The organism is Candidatus Nitrotoga sp. BS (assembly GCF_927797785.1).
In the GTDB taxonomy this organism is placed as follows: Bacteria; Pseudomonadota; Gammaproteobacteria; order Burkholderiales; family Gallionellaceae; genus Nitrotoga.
In genome coordinates this window covers 24,359-45,355 of record NZ_CAKMLL010000070.1, presented here as the reverse complement: position 1 = coordinate 45,355, position 20,997 = coordinate 24,359, and the positions used below count along the sequence as shown (strand labels likewise).

The window sequence follows — 20,997 nt, the reverse complement described above, 5'->3', positions numbered from 1 at the left end:
GAAGCTACGGCAAACTTATACTGGTGAGAATTGCGCAGCCATTACTCCGCCGCACGATGACAATGCACGCGATGTGTGGCGCTAATTATGGTCTCTCCTGGATAAATCGCACTACATTCCGCTATAGCATGAACGCAACGCGTGTGGAAATGGCAGCCCTGAGGTGGATGCGAAGGAGAAGGCGTTTCCCCAGACAGACGAACAGTTTGCATGACCTGTCCATCTATTCTCGGTACTGCAGACAGCAGTGCCCGAGTATAAGGATGTTTAGGGGCATGCAATACCTCCTCCACCGTGCCGCGCTCGACGATACGTCCCAAATACATTACATATACTTCGTGTGCGAGATATTCCACCACCGCCAGATTGTGCGAAATAAACAGATAGCTTAATTTTAGTTGCTGCTGCAATGATTTCAGCAAATTTAAAATTTGCGCCTGCACCGAAACATCCAGCGCGCTGGTCGGCTCATCGCAAATCAGCAAATTCGGATTGACTGCCAACACCCGTGCGATAGCTATACGCTGCCGTTGCCCGCCGGAAAACTCGTGCGGATATCGCCACTTTGAAGATTTCTCCAGGCCAACCTGTTCCAGCAATTCGTCTATGCGACGTTGCCGCTCATCACTATTTTTAGCAATAGACAGTGCATCCATACCCTCTTGTAAAATTTCCGCTATGCGCATCTTGGGGTTCAAAGATGCATAGGGATCCTGAAATATCATTTGCATTCCGGCGCGCTGTTTGCGCAATTGCCTCGCATTGATGCCTATGAGTTCATGGCCCGCAAAACGCACGCTGCCTGCGGTAGGTGTAATAAGTTGCAGCAGCGCCTTGCCCACTGTTGTTTTGCCACATCCTGATTCGCCTACCAGCGCCAGCGTGCGTCCCGCTGGAATGTTCATTGACACGCCATCTACCGCTTTAACGTAACCTACCGTGCGCTGCAATATACCTTTGTGGATGGGAAAGTAGACTTGCAGATTGTCAACTTGCAAAAGTGGAGAGTCCCTCCCTTCTTCCCCAGATCCTTCCCCGCTTGCGGTAGAAGGCTCGGGGGAGAGAGGTACTTTCAAGTTGGATTCCTCACTCCCCATTTGCGATGTGTATAGATGGCACTTTACCCTCTGCCCGTTTTCCAACTGCGTCCACTCTGGCACCTTGTCGTGGCACAGTGCCCACGCTTTATCGCAGCGCGGAGCAAATCTGCAAGCTGCCAGTGATGCACCCAATGAAGGTACATTGCCCGGGATGGCCGCTAATGGTTGCCCACTGCGTCCAGCATCCGGCAATGCGGCAAAGAGTTTTTGCGTATAGGGATGAGCGGGACGCGCGAACAATTGCTCACGCGGTGCCTGCTCGATAATTTGTCCGGCATACATCACCCCAACCTGATGCGCCATTTGAGCTACCACGCCCAGATCATGAGTTATCAGTAACAACGTCATACCGGTTTTCTGCTGCGTATCGCGCAACAGTTTAAGAACCTGCGCTTGAATGGTGACGTCCAGAGCGGTAGTTGGTTCGTCTGCGATCAACAACTTTGGTTGTCCGGCCAGTGCCATTGCAATCATCACGCGTTGTTTCATGCCACCGGAAAGCTGAAATGGATATTCATACGCACGGCGTGGCGCGTCAGAAATACCCACTTGCTCCAGCAGTTCAACACATCGCGAGCGAATTGCATCACTACCCAATTCCTGATGTAATTTCAATGTTTCTGCAATCTGATCACCCACCGTCATCACTGGGTTCAAACTTAAACCAGGCTCCTGAAAAATCATTGCCATCTGACCACCACGCACCCTGCGCATGGCATATTCTGGAAGCGCCAAAATATCTTCTTCGTCAAGTTTAATATCACCGCTTGCGATGCGTATCCCATCCGGTAGCAACCGCATGAGTGATAATGCCGTCATGGATTTTCCACAGCCGGATTCACCAAGCAGTGCAAAGGTCTCGCCCTGTTTAATGCTGAACGAAATGTCGTCTACAATGCGCGCACCATTGTTCAGGTTTGTCACCAATCCATCTACATTCAGTAGGAATTCTGCTTTTTCCGGAAGAGCGTTGGGGAGAGGACGAAGCTGATTAATAGAGTGGTTAGATGTCATGCAACCGCTTCCGTCCGATTCAAGCGCGGATCAAACGCATCACGTACCGCATCCGCAAACAGATTGGCAGCCAACACCAGCACCAGCATAAACCCGAACGCAGCCGCCAACGTCCACCACACCATCGGCTCACGGCCCATCTCCATACGGGCGGAGTTTATCAAAGTGCCAAAACTCATCGTACTAGGGTCAACTCCCACTCCAACATAAGACAACACAGCTTCAGCCAGTACCAGGCTGCTGAAATCCATCACCACCGCAATCAGTACGATGTGCATCACATTAGGCACGATGTGGCGAGTAAGGATGCGAGAAGATGAAACGCCAAATGCCTGCGCCGCCTGGATGTATTCCATCTCTCGCAGTTTAAGTGTCTCGCCACGAAGTAGGCGACATAGCCCGGTCCAACTGGTCACACCGAGAATCAGACACAAAAACAACAAGCGTAAATCTGCACGTGCAGCAGAAGTTTCAAACCACTCGGGATGCATCTCAATATAAACCTGCATCATTAACACTGCAGCCGCAATCAACAATACGCTAGGAATAGAACTTAGTACGGTATAAAGATACTGGATCACATCATCCACCCAGCCACGCATGTATCCTGCAGCAATACCCAACAGCAACGCAAACGGCAACATCACCAGCGTTGTGACAGTGCCGATCACAAGCCCGGTGCGAATACTTTTCAGCGCGAGATACAGCACATCCTGCCCTACTTTGTCGGTACCTAGCACGTGATAAACCGCAGCCAGATTGGCAGTAACGCCAAGCAGCATGGCCATTAACAAAGCCGTTATCAGTAATGCTCTGAACGGCTTATTTTTCATTGCTTTCGTAAAGGTGAAAATCCCGCTGCCATCTTTACTGATTTCTTGTCCGGTCGATGACCGGTCTATCCTGGATTTGACGAAAAAACGGATTACCGTATTACCAACTACAATTAAGAATATACCAATTAGCAACCCCACTAAAGCACCGACCACTGTGCGTTTAAGCACATCACCTTGAAGTTCGCGCTGTGGATCAGCCAGATGGGCGCCACCATAAAGCAAGCGAGGATAATCCCGTCGTATCTTGCCATCTGTCGTTTCAATACTTTCCTTGGCATACAAATACGCCGCCAGTGGTGCAGAATATGTCTTTTCGGTACGGCTTCTTAAGCCTATTGCAAGTGCATCAAAGACACTCAACACCTCGGCCGAATAAACTGTCTGGCCATTGCTTTTTTCCGGCAGCGCCGCGCGGTAGTGCATGGTATCGAGTAAGCCCACCAACACGAATAACGACAACACCAGCAGCGATACCATACCCACACTGCCCTTTGCCACACGCTGCCATGGCAAAACAAGATGGGGACGCTTCCGTATCCACAATGCCGCAGCAAGAACCGTTGCGAGCAGCAGGAAAATCATCGCATCCGTCCAAAGAATAACGGGCATATTACTCATCCCGACATCGATTACTAAAAATCGCGCGTTCTAAGCACAAAATGAAATTAAAACATAGGCGGCTTGCCTCATACCTTAAGCTCGATCTGAGCTTAAGGTATGACTCATTTCGAACGGGAAATATGCTTAGGTAAGAAGAGGCAACCAACATCCAATTTTTGGATGCGCTGACGGGCAAATCGCGGTGCTGTGCCACGCTTCTGTGGCTAGCCACACAGCACTCGAAATGCATAGCACTACAACTAGCCAGCACCCCAAAAGATAGAACATCGGCTATTTCCTCATCCCTTGTAACGGCACTCATTGCAATCTCACACGCGGGTCAACGATGGTATATGAAATATCGGTCAAAACTAAACCAGTTATATACAACATCGAACCAAGAAATACCATGGCACGCACCACACCAAAGTCCTGTGCATTGATTGCGTCTATTGTGTAACTGCCCAGACCGGGGATACCGAAGAATGATTCGGTCAGCAAGCTGCCCATGAACAGCAGCGGAATGACTACCACCACACCAGTTAAAATCGGGATCATTGCATTCTTCAGTACATGCCGGAATAACACGCGTAATTCCGACAAGCCTTTGGCGCGAGCGGTTCGCACGTAGTCCTTACCTATCTCTTCCAAAAAAATCGTTCGATACCAACGGCTACTGGCACCGACACTACCCATTACACCAATCAACACAGGTAATAGTACAAACTTGATACTGTCTATACCGCCCGCATAACCCGAGATCGGTACCCAGTGCCACAATTTACTCGCCACGAACTGACCGCCAATAATGTAAAACAGACCGGAGATGGACATCAGCAAAACACAAAGCGACACGCCTAGCATATCCAGCGCAGTCGCTCTGAACAATGTCATCAGCAACGCGAAAGTAATGTAAATGAGCAGGCCAATAAGAAAAGTCGGCAGCGCGATGGCGAGACTGGGCATCATACGGGTCTGGATTTCACGTGCAACATTACGCCCGTCGTTGGATGAACCAAAATCAAATACAAACATCCTGGCTGACTTCTGAAAAAAAATCGTATCGCTAATTTTTTTCGCACCCTCTGCAGAAGCATTAAATAGCAGCGGTTTGTCATAACCATGCTGCTGCTTCCACTTTTCAATCGCTTCAGGCGTCACACGCTTCATACCCAATTGCATCCGCGCCATATCGTCTGCAGTATTTACCACGAAAAAAAGAGAAAAGGTGAGCAGATTTACACCGATCAAAATCGGGATAGCATACAGAATGCGACGGATAAGGTAAGCGATCATTTAGGGGTAACTGTAGGAAACGCTTGTATACCAGAATAGATTAGAAGAGACGGTACATGATGTATCTATAGTTTGCCCGAGAAAATGAGCCACAAATTTTAAATTTACAGATGTTATCCCTGAAAACAACATTTCATGGTTTAGCCGTTAACTGTTGATAGTACTTTGAGTTTTTCTGTTGCACCAAGCATGGTGGTAGTTGCTCAATTGTTGGCGAAAAAAAGCAAGCATTAGTGCAGAATATTGCACAGGTTGGATGTCTCAGCACGGCAAGGTATTAAGCACTCCCTCTATCATCCATCGACCGAGATGGCTTGATCGAACATTCCCATGTGCAAGGCACCACATAGTTAATCTGCTTCCATTCTGATCAATCTGGCTTGCAGATTGGTTTAGTGTGCGGTACTAACTCAGCAATTAATTTTACATCTACTGAAACATGTACTCCAGAGGAATTTACTTCAGTTCAGGAGGCTACATTGTTCATAAAATCTGCACTCGACAGCTTTCAATGATAATTACAAACCTCTGCTTATTCAGTCCTACGATCAAGACAAAAAATTCATCACTGATCATTGAGCAAAAACCTAAGCTGGCTCATTTTTAGCACCTGTTTAACGCACAAATAAGCCAGCAGCATGATCACTGATCAATGAGTTACTACTGATTAGATAAACACGATTAATACTAAGAATTCACTTGGATGTTTGGTAATAACTTTGTGAAGTTGAGCCATTACTTTTTTCTGGCTTAGCGTCCATTTTGCTTTCTTTATTTTCATTAGCATTGGCTGAAACGTCATGCTCCTGCAACAGTTTCAGTCTAGCTGCATCACGTGGGAAGCACACCATTTCCGAATCTATTTTCCGTTCAATCCCCTTAACCAATGCACAGACCATTATAGGGCCTAGAAGTGTTGCTTTAGGACCACGGCACCAGCCATCAGGAGGTGTAGTTTTAAAATCTATCCATATTCCTTCTGCTGCCTTGCATTCCTCTGGATTCGCAGGGTAAGCATGGCTAATAATTGGTACACCAGCCAATATTGCTACCAACGCGACCCCAGATGCTGTTTTTTTAAAAGTATTCAAAACTGCCCTTTCTTTAAAGAATTGCGGCAAAAAAAGTGTTACCGCACACCCGCATGTTTATCTAAAAAACCTTAACGTTTCATTAAGCACACTTATTAAACTGCCTTTCACTTTAACACTTAATCTAAAATTAAAGCACCCCCCATAGCAAGCTAGGGGATATCTACACCACTCTTCAAACTCTTGTCTACCGCCAACCTTGCCACAAGCAGTGGGGAAATACCCGAAAAAATCATCGCGCTTCTTCACGCTGCAACAATGCTCGCCGTAGCCACCAGCCCAGTAAGGCAAGTCCGATACCAATCAACCATAATGGCCACAGCTTCGGCTGATTCCAGCGGTTACGCAGTTCATCACGTTGCGCTGCATCTATACGTAAATATTTAATATTATTATTTGCCATTTTATTGGGCTTGCTATTGTTCAACCAAGCATTGCGCAGCACATAATCCTTAGGATGCTGTCCCCATATCCATGGTGAATCGCGGCGCAAAATTTCCAACATTTTATCAATTATTTCCTGGCGCACTGGGCTGTTTTCCATGTTTTTCATTTGCTCAAACAGACGGTCATATTCCGGGCTATTGTAATTCGATGCGTTCTCACCGCCCTTTACGACCTTGCTTTGCGCACCGTGTAGCAAAAATAAAAAATTCTCCGGGTCGGGATAGTCAGCGTTCCAGCCAAAATAAAATAGCTGTGTATCACCTTTGCGTAGCTTATCCTGGAAGCGGTTGTAGTCAGTACTGCGCGCCACCAGTTGTAAATTAAGTTTATCGAGTTGCTTGCGTAGCCAGTCCAGCCGCGACTTGCTTCCAACACCGGTGGCGGTAGTATCAAGATAGATAATCAGCGGCTGTTTTGTTTTTTCATCCAAACCATCGGGGTAGCCAGCTTCGGCCAGCAATTTTTTCGCCTCATTAATTGACTTACGTTGAGGTGCGCCGTTGACCCAGTCATACACGTAATGGTTGATACCGGCCTCGCCTTCGCGGTAACCGAAAATGCCAGGCGGAATAGGTGATTGCGCGCTAATGCCACGGCCGTTAGCAAAAATGGAAATAAACTCCTCGAAATCCACCGCGATGGAAATGGCACGCCGTAACTTGGTAGCACGTTCACTCGCTCCGCCCACAACCGGATCGAGCCAGTTGAAACCCATATACATAGTGGAGGTGGCTACCGATGTTGAAAGCTTAATGCCTTGCACTTTCATCTCGTTTGTAACGTTAGTCTCACCACCTACACTCACCTGTACCGCCTGATCAAAACTATCGGAACTGATGCCAGCAGCATCATAATATCCTTGCAGAAATTTATTCCAGTAGGGAATGGTTTCCTTCTCTAGGCTAAACACTACTTTGCTGATTAAAGGTAGAGGTTTACCCGCATCAACCAGCAACCCAGCTTCTTTATCCCCAGCCTCACCTTCCGCCGGATAAACTTCGCCAGAGAAATGCGGATTGTGCGTCAGCACCATGCGCTGATTGGGATTGTTTTCCGACAGATAATATGGCCCACTACCCACAGGCCACCAATCCAGAATCAGATTGCGCTCGGACATTCCTTCCTGCGCATAAAAGCGTTCAGCCTCCACCGGCATGGGCGAAAAAAATGTCATCGCCAACCAATAAGAAAACTGCGGATACTTACCGTAAATCTTGATACGGTAAGTGCGGTCGTCCACTATCTGTGCACCTTCCAGCGGATAGTCGTGGAGATCAAGGAAAGTATTGGGGCTCTTTTTTTTAGCAAGCTGCAAAGTTGCAATGTATTCTTTAAGACCAACGATGTAATCCACCATAAGTCCTACAATTGGCGAATGAATGTTCGGGTGAGCTAGCCGTTTTATCTGATATACATAATCTTCCGCTCTCACTTCCCGCGTGCCACTATGCGGGAAATCATTCAGTGCATGAATATTGAGTAAATCATTGCTCGCAAGCGCATGATATTCCAATTCGCCTTTGGCATTGCGTGCAAAAGCCGGATGCGGCTGGTAATTCAAACCACTACGCAAATGAATTTCGTAAACACTGAAAGCCACCTTCTCGGCAGGCGCATCGGCTGGTAACAATTGATTATCTTTGTCCAGATAACTCACTGTCGGCATTTCACTGGCTGCCTGCGGCACCAGTGTGTATGGACGCTTCAGGAAGTGATATTGCAGCGGCGGCTGATATATCTGCGCAAGGAATATATATTCATTTTCGCTATATGCAGACGCCGGATCAAGATGTTTAGGCCGTTCCGTAAAAGCAGAATAATAAATCGATTTACCTTGATCACTTACTGGGTAAGGATTGTTCCACAAACCGCCGTCGCAGGCCACAAGCATTAGGAGCAGCGGTAAGTAATATACGTATTTCATGGCAAGAGAGTTTATCCGAAATACCGCTATTCGTGGTAAAGTTGCAATTGTTTTTATACTTAACGAATGGGCAGCAGGATGAATTCGACTTGGCAAGATTTTTTACGGGAACAAGGTGCTGAAATAAAAGATGGCATAGTGCAATATTTTGGTGCTGGGCAAGGCGAACTCGCTGCCGCACAAAATGGCATGGTACTGTGCTATTTAAGCCAATTTAGCGTACTCAAAGTTTCTGGTGAGGATGCTGAAACTTTCCTACAAAACCTGCTTAGCAGCGATATTCGTGAAGTCACCCCGTGGCATGCCCAATTCAGCAGTCTTAGCAATCCAAAAGGGCGAATGCTGGCAAGCATCCTTATCTGGCGAAAAGGCGTACTTGATGACATAGACAAGGCTTTTTTCCTGCAACTGCCGCTTAGTTTGTGTGCTGACATTCAGCAACGCCTATCTAAATACATCCTGCGTGCCAAAGTAAAAATTGAGGATGTGAGCGATCGACAGCTAAGCTTTGGTTGTGCCGGAGAGGGTTCGGAGGAGCAGTTGCGGGAATGCCTGGGCTCGGTTCCGGCAGAATCTTGGGGAGCAGAAGAAGTAGGCAATCGCGTATCGGCACACAATGACACTGGTGTCATTCGTCTCGGAGAACAACGTTTTCAAATCAACACAACTATCGAGCACGCATCCGGGCTATGGCAAAAACTCGTCGTCACCGGACGCCCAGTTGGATCACCATGCTGGGACTTGCTCACGATCCATGATGGTATTCCGGTGATTCTGCCGGCTACCCAAGAGCAATTCGTGCCGCAAATGGCGAACATGGAGCTGGTTGGTGCAGTGAACTTCAAAAAGGGTTGCTATCCCGGCCAGGAAATTGTGGCGCGCATGCAATATCTCGGTAAACTCAAACGTCGCATGTATCTTGCGCATATCGAAAGCGACACCCCTCCACAACCCGGTGACGAACTCTTCAGCGCGGATATGGAAGGACAGGCCAGCGGCATGATAGTCAACGTCTCACCTGCCGCGGACGGCGGTTACGACATGCTTGCTGTGGTGCAAATCAGCAGCCACAAAGACCAAACTGTACATTGGAAATCTCTGCAAGGCGCTGCGCTACGATTCTTGAGATTGCCTTATCCGATCTACTAGCAGCCTGTCATCTATTTGACTATAAAAAAACGGACAACATTAATTTTATGAATCAAAAAATGTGAAAGGTGCCTCTAAAAATTCAGGCTGGGAGGCAAGACAAGGCACAAGTAAAAAATTTTAGCGCAACATTATAGTTAATATGTAAGCGCTAATTTTTTGCGAAAAGTACCGAATTGTGGCGAAACAATGTGAGCAACCAAGCCGCAAAGCGCCTGCACGCAAAAATTGGATTTTTAGAGGTGCCTTACAGGCATGTTTTAGGAATTTTTTAAGCTTAGCTGCATCTTGATGTGTGGCATATTGGCGTCGATGAAAATCTCGCCAACCGCTATAAAGTTAAAACGCTGATAAAACGGCACAGCATGCATCTGAGCGCCTAGATCCACCTGTGAATAATGCTGACTGCGCGCATAACCGAGCAGAGACTCCAGCAATGAACTACCGACCCGCTTGCCACGCCATGCTGACAACACAGCTATGCGTCCAATATGGCCATCAGGAGAAATGCGCCCGCACCCAATCGCATCACCAGTGGAACTTAAAGCCAGCGCGTGATAACAGACTCCATCCAGCCCGTCCCATTCCATCTCGGCAGAAACGCCCTGCTCATCCATGAATACGGCTTCGCGCACCTCGCGCAATAAAGTTTGGCCTTTATGCCAAGTAAGCAGTTGTACGCTAAAAAAATTGCTTATATTAGTCCCTCATTATCTAGCAACAAGATAAACACTGCAGATCACATGCCAATGTAAACTTCGGTATGTACCAAAACAAGGTCGAACAGCTCCACAAGGTCGGCGTTGCGCATGCGCACACAGCCCTTTGAACCAGGTTGATTAAGTTTCGTACTATCCGGCGTACCGTGAATATATATATAGCGGCGCATAGTGTCACAGGTACCCAAGCGGTTAAAACCGATTTCACTACCAGACAACCACAATATGCGCGTCAGTATCCAGTCACGGCCCGGATACTGCACACCAAGTTCCGGCGTATAAATTTCACCGGTAGGACGGCGTCTAACAAACACGGTATTGAGCGGCTGGCTTGCACCAATTTTGGCGCGGATACTGTGCTTTCCGCGCGGCGTGCAATAACTGCCGAATTTTTCACCGACTCCATTAGCAGCTGTAGAAACCGGATAACGATGCAACAGCGCGCCTGCATCGTCGAGTAACTCAAGTGTCTGCGTGGCGATATGAATGTTAATTTTTATCATATACCCTTACAAGTCGTTGAAAAAAATAGTCTCCCATTTTTTAAATGGATAAATTGTGTGAGAGGAAAGCAGGAAAAAGATATTGAATTTGCGCGACTCATTCCTTACTGCTTTTAAAAATGGTTACTTCACAGAATCATTTTTTTGTTGTTGCGCGCGACGCGCGGCAAAAAAATCACTCAACACTTGCCCACACTCTTTCGCAAGCACCCCGGCAGTCGTTTCAGCGTGATGGTTCAAACGCTGCTCGGCAAACAGATTAAGTACGCTGCCACACGCACCTGTCTTTAAATCATTTGCTCCAAACACCACACGTGCAATGCGTGCATGGAACATTGCACCTACACACATCACGCAAGGCTCCAGTGTAACGAATAGTTCACAACCAATCAGGCGATAATTTCCCAGATGTTGCGCCGCCTCCCGCAGAGCTAGCAACTCGGCATGCGCTGAAGGATCATGGCGGCTGATCGGCGCATTGCTTCCACGCCCTATGATAACGCCATCTTTCACCACGACGGCACCCACCGGAACCTCTCCAGATAGCTCGGCTTGTCTCGCCAGCGCAAGTGCGACGCGCATGTAATCATCGTCGTTTCTCATCACAGGGATATATCTAAAAAATTATGAGAATTCGTGTAAAAACAGTTTGTTAATAACGAACAAACGAAGGGGGGTTTAGAGCACAAAATAGCAGCGTGAACAAAAACATTCAGGCAACAATTCGTTTGATAAACACCGCCTGAAATGAATTGATACTCAGGCTTCATAGCCAAATTGGCTTAAGAAACTCTGTGGTATATCTGCATTTTTTCGCCCAGCAATTGCATAGTAGTATAGCAGCTCGCCTTTTATTGAAAGACGATGCCTATAGCGCGTCATGTGATAAAGGATTTAGGTGGAATATCGCCAAAACCGAGAGCAGCAACGGTTACCAAACAATTTAATTAGCACGATGCAATTTCATTTCGTTTATCGTCATTTAAATTACAGAAATCTTCAACATAGTAAGCGTCATAGACGCCAGGCCGATCTCTTTCAGATGCGGAAAACGCTTCAGGAAGGATATCGACACCGACAATTCGTGAAACACCATATTTCTTTAATTCCTCATCCAATATCCCATTACCGGCACCGAGATACAACACGCGAAGCTCAGAGAAGTTTTGCTGAGACTGTGCGATTGAAGAACTGAGGACTTCTGCTACTTTTGCAGGGGATTGGCATTTTAACTGTCGTAAAACTACTGCTCGTACAACCCCGGAACTTTATAAATGTCATCGTAGTCGTGGAATCGTATTTTTCTTTTATTCTCTTTACTCAAGTAAATAAAAAAACGTCTCATCCTGCCGCAAATCATGTACTTCGATAGCAGGAAACTGAATTTTATGCCTATAATTAACCATGCCTCTCCTTGAATCGGGCAGCCACCTATAGATCAAGAAACGATCATCCTTCTGCCGGAGGGAAGAAACGGTTTGTACACTATAGCGATGAGTTTGAATCTGTAACCCCAGAAGGCCAGAGTTTTTAGATATATTGATCTACTAACTTACGAATGCAATATACCATACGCTCCACAGCTTGCTCTTACCTGTGAGTAACGTATTCTATCAAGTCACTAAATTTATAAATAATTTTATAAATTACAGCCTGGCGTAATCTTCGGCCGATTTCCGGGCTTGGTTCAATTACCTCGCGAACTCCGCACTCAAACTCTGATTTTTGTACCCGCCACCCGGTGCTTTTGCTAACTTTCGCGACGCGGCGCGTCCGGGGCAAACGGTATGCGAGAAACCAAGGGGGCTCGCCCAACAGCTTCCAACGCAGAACGGCTGTTGCCCAGCCAAAACTCTATGAAAGAAAACAAGGTGGCATAAAACTGCTACATAGAATTACAATGTGTATCGAAAATTTGGTGATGAGTCATGCGTCTGAAGAGTCATAAAATTTAATTTATCAATCGCGATGGAGTACTGAATGAATTTTTTTCTTAAAGTTTTATCGGTGTTTTTACTGTTATACACAAATTTGGCACAAGCGTCCCATGATGAAACAGCAGGTGCGAAACAAAAGTTGCCCGATGTTAGTCAAACATACACCCCAGGCATTGGCGAGATAATGGTAGGAATACAAATTCGCCATGCAAAACTTTGGTACGCAGGGTTAGCCCGTAATTGGAGGTTGGCGAAATATGAGCTTGATGAGATCTTAGAAGGATTTGAGGATGCTAAAAAATATCAACCAGACTTTAAGGGTAAACCAATTGCAGAAATGATTGCCCTAATCACATCGGATCCCATTAGTAAGTTGGAGCAAGCAATCGAGGCAAAAGATAAAGCTGCATTCAAAAAATCGTTTGATGGAGTGTCCAATGCATGTAACGCTTGCCACACTACTTATGGGTATGATTTTATATCAATTCAAAGGCCTACAACTTTACCGCTAACTAACCAGCGATTCAATTGACGCCGAAGAGACTTTCAACCTCGCAGGGTACTGTAAGTCGCGACAGTATGCCGCGAACGGTGCTCCGATTGACATAAAGGGAAAGTGATTATTGACGTCCAAAAAAGATCTAGCGGGAGGATCGAAATACAGGTCGGCGATGTCTTCGAGCTTCTCGGTAAAATGAGGGGCTATAGAAAAGATACGGTCCGATGCGGCTTGATCCATTATCGCGCCCTCAGGAGTCCCTTCAAGCGTGACTCGCGCCAGCTCTTCCTTGGCTGCTTGGCGCGCCGTGCGTGGGCGTCCAATGCGCGCAGCACCTTGCATTACACCGTACATGCCTGTTGCAAGCCGTGTTGCACTTCGAACTTGAACCCGCCAACGAATCAAATGGATTTAATTAAGTATTTTATTGTCCACATAAACTGTGGATAACATTGTGAGTGTTTTTAATAAAACCAGGCTAACTATTCATATTACATACAGTTTTATCTAGCTGCTCATTTCATAGGCATATTTTAATTTAAATAAAAACAATCACTTAGTTTATCATTCAAATAAAAACGATACAATACATCTGGTTGCCAAATACTTATCCATCCTGTGGGCAACCAGCATAATGTCAAGCACTTTTGTTAATGTTTAGCTTAATTTTTGTACTGCCCATCTTTATCAACACAGCAGGCTGATTCTACAAACTATTCAGACCATGGCCTCGCATCGCACACACGACTTACCCTTATTCGGTAGTCAGCTTGGCTATTATCAGCGCGTTCTGTACTGACATCAGGATATTGCACATTCCCGCATGGCCGCGTTGTAAAGTTCGAAGTGTCATATACTGACCCTGTTTATTTGTTGCATACGCCTCAAAAGCAAGGATAGAAAATCCGACCGAGCAAATTAAAATGCATAGAACCGCCGCATTCCGATCGATGCCAATTTTTATTGTTGATATCCCAAAAAGAATCCGAATTTCGCCTCACCCACACTCATAATGGCAAGAATTTTTCCGGCTCCCACTGAAAACCTAGCCCTCATCAAGACACAGGTACTTAGCAGTTTGGCCATTGCAGATAAAACGAAATCTGAACAATTAAATAGCTCCCTACTGTATAGACGATGAGTAAATTAGAGAATCTGCCAACTCTTATTCGTGCGCTGATCAGCCCGGCCTGCTATGACCACGCAGTTGAAAAGATACAGTTGATTGAAACGCATATTTCCTGGGTATTACTCACTGGAAAGTATGCTTACAAGCTAAAAAAACCGTTGAATCTTGGTTTTCTGAATTTCAGCACGCTGGAGCAACGGCAGCAAGCTTGTGCCGACGAGGTACGTTTGAACTGTCGGCTGGCAGCAGAGACTTATATTGACGTGGTTGCAATCACCGGCAACACGGACGCTCCGCATATCAACGGCCAAGGCAAGATCATCGAATATGCCGTGAAAATGCGCCAGTTTCCTTGCGGTTCAACCCTTGATTCTATTGATGACCGCGGTAAACTGGCTGCTGAACATATAGACCAACTCGCCGGGCGGTTGGCACATTTCCACCTTACTGAATGTGCCCGTGCCTCCGTACATAGTCCGTGGGGTGAGCCGGACGCGATAGCACAATCAGTCGTAGAAAATTTTCAACTCCTGGACGGAGTATTGACGGTTAAAGCAGAAAAACAAGGTTTGGCTGAGTTGCAATGCTGGAGTATTGCTGAACACAGCCGACTCACACCATTGATGCGCGAACGCAAGCGCGATGGCTGGATCCGTGAGTGCCATGGCGATCTGCATTTGGGCAATCTGGCCTGGGTGAACGGACAGTTACTGATTTTCGACTGCATAGAATTTAATTCATCCTTGCGCTGGATTGATGTCATCTCGGAAGTTGCCTTTTGTTTTATGGATTTGCTGCATCGCCAGCATCGTGATTTAGCCATGCGTTTTCTCAATGCCTGGCTGGAGGTCAGTGGCGACTATGATGGCCTGGCGCTGTTGCGTTATTACGCCGTGTATCGCGCATTGGTGCGCGCAAAAATCGCTGCTCTACGCGCCAAGCACTCGGATGACGGCAATACCGAAACTAGCAGCGCCGAAGTGAGTTCTTTTTTGCAACTAGCCGAGAATCTGTCTCAAAATATACCGGTTCAACTCTGTATTACGCACGGTCTGTCCGGTTCCGGTAAAACCACGCTCACACAATTAATGCTGCAAGATAAAGGAATGATCCGCCTGCGTTCCGATATCGAACGCAAGCGTCTGGCCGGTTTAGACGCTCTGGCACGTAGTTGCAGTGAAATAGGAGAAGTACTTTATTCGGAGGAAGCTACCTTCCGCACATATACCCACTTGGCGCGTCTAGCGGAAAAATTGCTATGTGCTGGCTATCCGGTGATTGTCGATGCTGCTTTCCTCGCATGCTGGCAACGGGACTTATTAAGAAAAACTGCACAACGGCTCGGTGTGTGTTTTCGAATACTGGATATAGAGGTGGACCCCGCCACCCTACGCGAACGCATCCGCCACCGTGCGGAACAGGGGAAAGACGCTTCGGAGGCTAATTTGCATGTCCTGCAACACCAGATCGAAACTGCTCAGGTATTGAGTGCAGACGAGCTAGATGTGGTGACACAAATTTCTGGAACGACTGAATCGACCAATCTAATTTAAAATTAACCCGTCATGAGATAGGCGACATGACCAACCCGGATTTTATCTCTCAGCAATAAGTGGCATCTTTGTTTTCAGGTGTAGCTTTGACAATCGATATAGAATCGAAGCACAGCTTAATCGTCGGGCTAGCCCGCTGCCGAAGGGCGGCGAATGGCGTAGAGAGTTGAATACATTACGCCACTCGCCCCAAGCGTGTCGAAGGGAGATATTATCAGCGCTGTGATTGATGCAACTCCGTACTTGAGGCAAGATGCGGGAGATATTGAATAACCAACGAATATAGAGAGCAAACATGGGTGCACAATGGAAAGCCAGACATAAAGAAGTTGCAGCGAATGCCAAGGGCAAGATCTTCGGCAAGCTGTCCAAGGAAATTATGGTCGCAGCAAAAGGCGGTGCTGACCCGGATCTGAACTCGCGTTTGCGACTGGTGATCGAACAGGCCAAAAAAGTATCCATGCCCAAGGAAACACTGGAGCGCGCGATCAAGAAAGGTGCGGGTCTGCTAGACGGCGGTGCAAGCCTGGAGCGGCTAACCTACGAGGGCTTCGCGCCGCATAAAGTCCCGGTGATCGTCGAATGTCTAACCGACAACGCCAATCGTACCTACCCCAACATCCGCGTGCTGTTTCGCAAGGGTCTACTGGGAGCTGCCGGTTCCGTCTCGTGGGACTTCGACCATGTGGGCATGATCGAAGCAACGCCTAATTCTAAAGATGCAGATGCCGAAGTCGCTGCCATCGAAGCAGGCGCGCAGGACTTTGAACCCGCCGACGAAGGCACAACACTGTTCATCACCGACACTACCGACCTGGATGCCGTGTGCAAGGCACTGCCAGAACAGGGCTACACCGTAACTTCCGCTCAACTGGGTTACCGCCCGAAAAATCCGGTCACGTTAAGCGATGCAGAACGCGAAGAAGTAGAAGCGTTCCTGGAAGCGGTAGACGCGGATGACGATGTGCAGAATGTTTATGTGGGATTGGCGGGATAAGTAACGGGAGTGACGGTTCAAGTCGCTTGATCCGTAAATCTGAGCAAGGATATCGAATTAACGAATAAACTTGGTGAATTCAGGTTTGACATGTACATACACAACCGCCAGCCTTGTACTCAAGAAATGGGAAAAATTATCCAATCAGGTAGCACGGCTTCCCCGATAACCCGTCTTTTCTATATTCACGACCCGATGTGCAGCTGGTGCTATGCGTTTAGTCGAAGCTGGGCCGCACTGCAAGCCGAATTGTCTGAAGATGTTGCGATTATTTATTTAGCAGGTGGGCTAGCATCCGATACGACAGAACCCATGCCGCTGAGTATGCGGCATACAATTCAGCAGATCTGGCAGCGGATTGAGCAGACAGTGCCCGGCGTATCATTTAATTATGATTTCTGGTCACGTAATACGCCCATCCGTTCAACCTATCCGGCATGCCGTGCCGTTCTGGCAGCCAGAAAGCAACAGGCGGAATCGGAACCGGAAATGGTGCACGCCATTCATAGGGCCTATTATCAGAAAGCGTTGAATCCATCCTTGCCGGAAACGCTACAAGAATGTGCGCAAGAGATTGGACTGGATGTGGCAGTATTTGGCAGAGATTCGATCAGTCTGGAAATAGATGATGACCTGCAACATGAGATTCGCCAGTCACGGCAGCTCGGTGTTTGCTCCTATCCATCTCTGCGGCTTGTGCACAATAATGCCATCTTTCCCATTCCCATCGACTATCTGAATCACCGGTCTATGCGAGATGAAGTAAACCGCATTATCCGGGAAGCAGCTTTGACCAAATCTGCGCCAGAAAACTAAAGGTGTCGACCATACGTCTGTCCGGATGATGCTAATCAGGGACTCAAAACCATCACTTCGTTTAGCCTCTGTTTCCCTGATTTTCAGCGAAATAAGCGGGCATCCTAAAATTTACTGATTAGTCATTTTTCATCTGTCGGCCAATAATTCGCATCGTACCAATAAAAAAATGTAATGAACGACGAACATCGGGATCGTTTAGGGAGCTCATCAATTGAAACAAGCCGGGTGGTTTTTCTAATGCTGCCGTTTGAGCGTTCGCCATACGAACAGCATTACCGGTTGTCCAGCCCAGTGCTAAAATTTCCTCGCCGACTTTAGTGGTTTTTTCCAGAGCCGCTTCATCAAGAAATTGAATATTGTCCGATATGAGTGACAATAAATCGATGATGTTGTTGAACCGACCGGCTTGTACTAATGGCGCCGTTTTTTCGATTAAGTTCTTAATGCCTTCGATAGTTGCGGGGTCATTAAGGGCCGTATCCGACATGAGTTTTTTTTCAATTATATTTAACTGCTTTTCTTCAGACATATGCATTCCCCTTTAATCAAACTATCCCGCGCGCAACAGCCCAATAAATACCGCGATTAAACGTTTTACGCATTAATCCCCCGAGCTTGGTAGGTGGTGCGACCTGGACATCACTCTTATAGTCATACCAGAGTGGCATGCCGGCTTCCAATCCCATTTGAGCGATTGCTTGAACTTTTCCATCATAAATGGCAGAGGTATAACCGCGACGAATTTCCGAAGCGATATTTTCCACGACGACAGGTGACTGGTTATGACAGCTGCCTCCTGCTTTACTTACTGGTAAATCAACGGTATCTCCCATCACATAGACATTATCAGTACCGTACATTTTCAAGGTTTCAAAGTCAGTGGGTAACCAGCCTTCATTATTTTGTGCTTCTGATTTTCCTGAATTAATTACGGCATCTACCGCGCGGATAGGGGGAGTGGCCATTAAAATATCAAATTCTTGAGAGTTGCCTTCTTCCGAATAAGCTATTTTTGCTTCGGGATCAACCTTATCTAAAGTAAAACCACGTTGATATTTAATGTCTTTACTATCAAAAATGGTAGGCAACACATCACACGTTGGTTTTTGTAAAAATAAACAATTACGCAATAATTGAGAGACGGTAGGATAGCTATAAATAATCTCTATACGGTCTCGCACACCCCGGTTACGTAAATATTCATCAAGCATTAACGTGGTTTCGATAGGGGCAATACCACATTGATGAGGTACGTTAGGGGTTTTGGGGAAATTGACTGTTATAAATATACGACCCTCTTCAATGGTTCGTAATTTTTGAGCGAGTTGTTGCGCCGCTTTAGTCTGATAAAAATGATCACCTGCCTCCTTCAAGCCTTCAATGCGTTCTGGCGCGGGCACACAGCCTGTTGAAATAACAAGATACTCATATTCGTATCGCTTGCCACTTTCACAGAGGACGCGATTTTTCTCAAATTCAAAGCCTTCAACACCATCTACATGAAAAATAATTTCAGGGCGTAATAATGAACGTTGTTTGCGGACTAATTCATGAGGATGATAAGTATTAAAAGCCACATACATATTGGCTGGCTTGTAAATATGGTTGGGGGAATTTGAGAGCATCATAATCTCAATTTCACCATTTAAAATTTCAGGATAAAGCTTAGCGACTAAGTTGTTAGCGGTCATCGTGCCGCCAATCCCACCGCCAACAACAATAATACGTTTTGTTGCGCTAGTCATAATGACTCCTTAAATAGGTTATTAATTAATGGAAGAATCATTGTTTACCCTATTGTATTTTCATGGTGCTTAACCTCCCCTATGTTCTGCTGTTGTTGGATTGATTATGGCTTTTACTTCGGCAATAGAATTTGCCGGAAATTCACCACGTTCTGCATGTGTTTTAATGCTTTGTTTATCGGGTGCAATGTAAATGCAATAGATTTTGTCGTCCGTTACATAACTTTCTACCCACTGAATTTGCGGTCCCATATCGTTCAAAATACAGCAGGATTTTTGTGATATTTGTTGCAATTCTGCTGCGGTTAATTGGCCTGCGTTAGGGATTCCTCGTTCAATAATATATTTAGGCACATTGCCTCCTATGCAATAAGATGACCAGTCATCTTTTGATGAGTTGTAAAAAAAAAAACGATATAGGCCATTGTGGCCACATCGATTAAAACTTTTTTAGTTACACAGCTTTTAAAAGTAACACTTATGTCTGTGGTGGAACTTTCACTGCTAATCCAGCAGCTTTCCAGGCAGCAATGCCACCATTAATATTCTTGATGTTTTTAAAGCCCATTTGTTGCATCACAGCCGCAGCCATCGCAGAGCGCCCCGAACTGGCGCAAAGTAATAACCATTTTTTATCGCGATCCATTAACTCTTCACGACGACCTGTATATTGACGGTCTGCCGCCACTTCAAGTATTCCACGAGGAATATTTAACGCGCCCTCAATAGTACCTAACATAAATTCAGCAGGTTCTCGCACATCTAGTACGACATAGCCTTCATCCAATAGTGATTTAACATTTGATACCTCTATTTCGTGTATTTGCGATTTTGCTTATTGAACAAAATCCATTAAGTTTTTTCTTCACTCATATCAACCATCCATGGTTCATATATGATCGGTCGTCTTTTAATTGGTCATAAAAAGACCCAAACAACTAGCAGATATCTCGTCTTGCCTTGTTCCTAATCTATGATCAACTAAGCAACAAAATAATCATTCAGTAACGTATCGCAAAACTCTTGCAAAGGTTGCACGGACTGTTCAACTTTCATCCGTAACAACGCACCTTGCCAATTATTTACCAACAAGTTAGCCATAAATTCGGCATCCCTATCAGTACGCACCGTGCCCTCTTTTTGTGCTTGCAGTAAAGCCTTATATTGCAGCAATTTGTAACGTTCAACAGCAGACTTTAGCGCCTGATTGCACAGTTCACTGGTATCACCAATTTCACCCATCAGGTTGCCCAATAAACATCCGCCTTTGTATTCATTATTTTCTAATTCAACAATAAGTTCTGCATAGTAATTTTTTAAAGCAGTGAGTGAGTCAACTTGTGGGTGTTGTAGATGCCTCGTTAATCGCTCGATAAACGGTTCGATATAATGGCAAATGGCTTGAGCAGCAAAATTTTCTTTACTCTCGAAATAGCTATAAAACGAACCTTTAGGCACATGTACGGCGTTTACAATTTCATTAATACCGGTCGCATGATAACCCTGGTTCATCAATAGATAGACCCCTTGGTCGAGTAATTTTGTGCGTTTAGATAACTTGTTTATCATAGTTAATATGAAGGATACGACCAGTCGTCTATTCTGTCAAGAAATATTTCCCATACAAAATTAGAGCTTG

General features: G+C 46.1%; 19 protein-coding genes. 5 read left to right on the top strand and 14 right to left on the bottom strand.

Features of this window, described 5'->3' with window-relative positions; genetic code table 11:
* Nucleotides 1-41: 41 nt before the first annotated feature.
* The 5 genes from MJ769_RS09230 to MJ769_RS09210 form a co-directional block, all read right to left on the bottom strand.
* Nucleotides 42-2,114 carry an ABC transporter ATP-binding protein gene (locus tag MJ769_RS09230; RefSeq protein ID WP_239236638.1) on the bottom strand — a complete coding sequence of 691 codons (2,073 nt, stop codon included), beginning with the start codon at nt 2,112-2,114 and terminating at the stop codon, nt 42-44.
* Nucleotides 2,111-3,568, bottom strand: a complete 1,458-nt coding sequence (locus MJ769_RS09225) for an ABC transporter permease (protein WP_239236636.1) — start codon at nt 3,566-3,568, stop codon at nt 2,111-2,113. The genes MJ769_RS09230 and MJ769_RS09225 overlap by 4 nt, the downstream gene beginning before the upstream one ends.
* Nucleotides 3,569-3,868: 300 nt before the next feature.
* The gene (locus tag MJ769_RS09220) at nt 3,869-4,846 is read right to left on the bottom strand and encodes an ABC transporter permease (RefSeq protein WP_239236634.1); all 978 of its coding nucleotides are present in this window, start codon (nt 4,844-4,846) and stop codon (nt 3,869-3,871) included.
* A gap of 695 nt (nt 4,847-5,541) precedes the next feature.
* Nucleotides 5,542-5,937, bottom strand: a complete 396-nt coding sequence (locus tag MJ769_RS09215; protein WP_239236632.1) for a hypothetical protein — start codon at nt 5,935-5,937, stop codon at nt 5,542-5,544.
* A gap of 232 nt (nt 5,938-6,169) precedes the next feature.
* On the bottom strand, nt 6,170-8,308 hold the full coding sequence (locus MJ769_RS09210) for an ABC transporter substrate-binding protein (RefSeq protein ID WP_239236630.1): 2,139 nt from the start codon (nt 8,306-8,308) through the stop codon (nt 6,170-6,172).
* Nucleotides 8,309-8,386: 78 nt separating this feature from the next.
* On the opposite strand from MJ769_RS09210, the gene ygfZ reads away from it, so the two are divergent.
* Entirely contained in the window at nt 8,387-9,457 is a 1,071-nt protein-coding gene (gene ygfZ / locus MJ769_RS09205) for a CAF17-like 4Fe-4S cluster assembly/insertion protein YgfZ (RefSeq protein WP_239236628.1), read from the top strand.
* 260 nt (nt 9,458-9,717) lie between these two features.
* On the opposite strand, the gene MJ769_RS09200 is transcribed toward ygfZ, so the two are convergent.
* The 3 genes from MJ769_RS09200 to tadA all read right to left on the bottom strand — a co-directional run bounded on the left by MJ769_RS09200 (nt 9,718) and on the right by tadA (nt 11,282).
* Entirely contained in the window at nt 9,718-10,092 is a 375-nt protein-coding gene (locus MJ769_RS09200) for a GNAT family N-acetyltransferase (RefSeq protein ID WP_239236665.1), read from the bottom strand.
* 104 nt (nt 10,093-10,196) lie between these two features.
* Nucleotides 10,197-10,676: a L,D-transpeptidase gene (locus MJ769_RS09195; RefSeq protein WP_239236663.1), complete on the bottom strand. Its 480-nt coding sequence runs from the start codon at nt 10,674-10,676 to the stop codon at nt 10,197-10,199.
* Nucleotides 10,677-10,802: 126 nt separating this feature from the next.
* Nucleotides 10,803-11,282, bottom strand: a complete 480-nt coding sequence (tadA, locus tag MJ769_RS09190; RefSeq protein ID WP_239236627.1) for a tRNA adenosine(34) deaminase TadA — start codon at nt 11,280-11,282, stop codon at nt 10,803-10,805.
* 1,377 nt (nt 11,283-12,659) lie between these two features.
* Between tadA and MJ769_RS09185 the strand changes: the two genes are divergently transcribed.
* Nucleotides 12,660-13,148 (top strand): cytochrome c, encoded by a 489-nt coding sequence (locus MJ769_RS09185; protein WP_239236625.1) that lies wholly within the window; start codon nt 12,660-12,662, stop codon nt 13,146-13,148.
* Here MJ769_RS09185 and MJ769_RS09180 read toward each other — a convergent pair.
* On the bottom strand, nt 13,125-13,469 hold the full coding sequence (locus MJ769_RS09180) for a hypothetical protein (protein WP_239236623.1): 345 nt from the start codon (nt 13,467-13,469) through the stop codon (nt 13,125-13,127). The two genes, MJ769_RS09185 and MJ769_RS09180, sit on opposite strands and share 24 nt — an antisense overlap.
* Nucleotides 13,470-14,252: 783 nt before the next feature.
* On the opposite strand from MJ769_RS09180, the gene MJ769_RS09175 reads away from it, so the two are divergent.
* The 3 genes from MJ769_RS09175 to MJ769_RS09165 all read left to right on the top strand — a co-directional run bounded on the left by MJ769_RS09175 (nt 14,253) and on the right by MJ769_RS09165 (nt 17,610).
* Complete coding sequence (locus tag MJ769_RS09175) at nt 14,253-15,797, top strand: bifunctional aminoglycoside phosphotransferase/ATP-binding protein (protein ID WP_239236615.1); 1,545 nt, start codon at nt 14,253-14,255, stop codon at nt 15,795-15,797.
* A 295-nt stretch (nt 15,798-16,092) separates the two neighbouring features.
* Complete coding sequence (locus MJ769_RS09170; protein WP_239236613.1) at nt 16,093-16,794, top strand: YebC/PmpR family DNA-binding transcriptional regulator; 702 nt, start codon at nt 16,093-16,095, stop codon at nt 16,792-16,794.
* A 90-nt stretch (nt 16,795-16,884) separates the two neighbouring features.
* A complete protein-coding gene (locus tag MJ769_RS09165; protein ID WP_239236611.1) occupies nt 16,885-17,610 on the top strand; it encodes a DsbA family protein in 726 nt (241 codons plus the stop codon).
* A gap of 118 nt (nt 17,611-17,728) precedes the next feature.
* Here the strand turns inward: MJ769_RS09165 and MJ769_RS09160 are convergent, their stop codons facing one another.
* The 5 genes from MJ769_RS09160 to MJ769_RS09140 form a co-directional block, all read right to left on the bottom strand.
* Nucleotides 17,729-18,142, bottom strand: a complete 414-nt coding sequence (locus MJ769_RS09160) for a DUF1641 domain-containing protein (protein WP_239236610.1) — start codon at nt 18,140-18,142, stop codon at nt 17,729-17,731.
* A gap of 16 nt (nt 18,143-18,158) precedes the next feature.
* Nucleotides 18,159-19,358, bottom strand: coding sequence for an NAD(P)/FAD-dependent oxidoreductase (locus MJ769_RS09155; protein ID WP_239236604.1), 1,200 nt, complete (start codon nt 19,356-19,358; stop codon nt 18,159-18,161).
* Between the two features lie 69 nt (nt 19,359-19,427).
* Complete coding sequence (locus tag MJ769_RS09150; protein WP_239236602.1) at nt 19,428-19,712, bottom strand: DUF4242 domain-containing protein; 285 nt, start codon at nt 19,710-19,712, stop codon at nt 19,428-19,430.
* Between the two features lie 124 nt (nt 19,713-19,836).
* Nucleotides 19,837-20,172 carry a rhodanese-like domain-containing protein gene (locus tag MJ769_RS09145; protein ID WP_256445710.1) on the bottom strand — a complete coding sequence of 112 codons (336 nt, stop codon included), beginning with the start codon at nt 20,170-20,172 and terminating at the stop codon, nt 19,837-19,839.
* A gap of 167 nt (nt 20,173-20,339) precedes the next feature.
* Nucleotides 20,340-20,927 (bottom strand): TetR/AcrR family transcriptional regulator, encoded by a 588-nt coding sequence (locus tag MJ769_RS09140; protein ID WP_256445708.1) that lies wholly within the window; start codon nt 20,925-20,927, stop codon nt 20,340-20,342.
* Nucleotides 20,928-20,997 lie beyond the last annotated feature (70 nt).

Bases quoted from the DNA above. Each gene is read 5' to 3' on its own strand.
- MJ769_RS09230 (WP_239236638.1), bottom strand. From the start codon at position 2,114: ATGACATCTAACCACTCTATTAATCAGCTTCGTCCTCTCCCCAACGCT.
- MJ769_RS09225 (WP_239236636.1), bottom strand. From the start codon at position 3,568: ATGAGTAATATGCCCGTTATTCTTTGGACGGATGCGATGATTTTCCTG.
- MJ769_RS09220 (WP_239236634.1), bottom strand. From the start codon at position 4,846: ATGATCGCTTACCTTATCCGTCGCATTCTGTATGCTATCCCGATTTTG.
- MJ769_RS09210 (WP_239236630.1), bottom strand. From the start codon at position 8,308: ATGAAATACGTATATTACTTACCGCTGCTCCTAATGCTTGTGGCCTGC.
- ygfZ (WP_239236628.1), top strand. From the start codon at position 8,387: ATGAATTCGACTTGGCAAGATTTTTTACGGGAACAAGGTGCTGAAATA.
- tadA (WP_239236627.1), bottom strand. From the start codon at position 11,282: ATGAGAAACGACGATGATTACATGCGCGTCGCACTTGCGCTGGCGAGA.
- MJ769_RS09185 (WP_239236625.1), top strand. From the start codon at position 12,660: ATGAATTTTTTTCTTAAAGTTTTATCGGTGTTTTTACTGTTATACACA.
- MJ769_RS09180 (WP_239236623.1), bottom strand. From the start codon at position 13,469: ATGTACGGTGTAATGCAAGGTGCTGCGCGCATTGGACGCCCACGCACG.
- MJ769_RS09175 (WP_239236615.1), top strand. From the start codon at position 14,253: ATGAGTAAATTAGAGAATCTGCCAACTCTTATTCGTGCGCTGATCAGC.
- MJ769_RS09170 (WP_239236613.1), top strand. From the start codon at position 16,093: ATGGGTGCACAATGGAAAGCCAGACATAAAGAAGTTGCAGCGAATGCC.
- MJ769_RS09165 (WP_239236611.1), top strand. From the start codon at position 16,885: ATGTACATACACAACCGCCAGCCTTGTACTCAAGAAATGGGAAAAATT.
- MJ769_RS09160 (WP_239236610.1), bottom strand. From the start codon at position 18,142: ATGTCTGAAGAAAAGCAGTTAAATATAATTGAAAAAAAACTCATGTCG.
- MJ769_RS09155 (WP_239236604.1), bottom strand. From the start codon at position 19,358: ATGACTAGCGCAACAAAACGTATTATTGTTGTTGGCGGTGGGATTGGC.
- MJ769_RS09140 (WP_256445708.1), bottom strand. From the start codon at position 20,927: ATGATAAACAAGTTATCTAAACGCACAAAATTACTCGACCAAGGGGTC.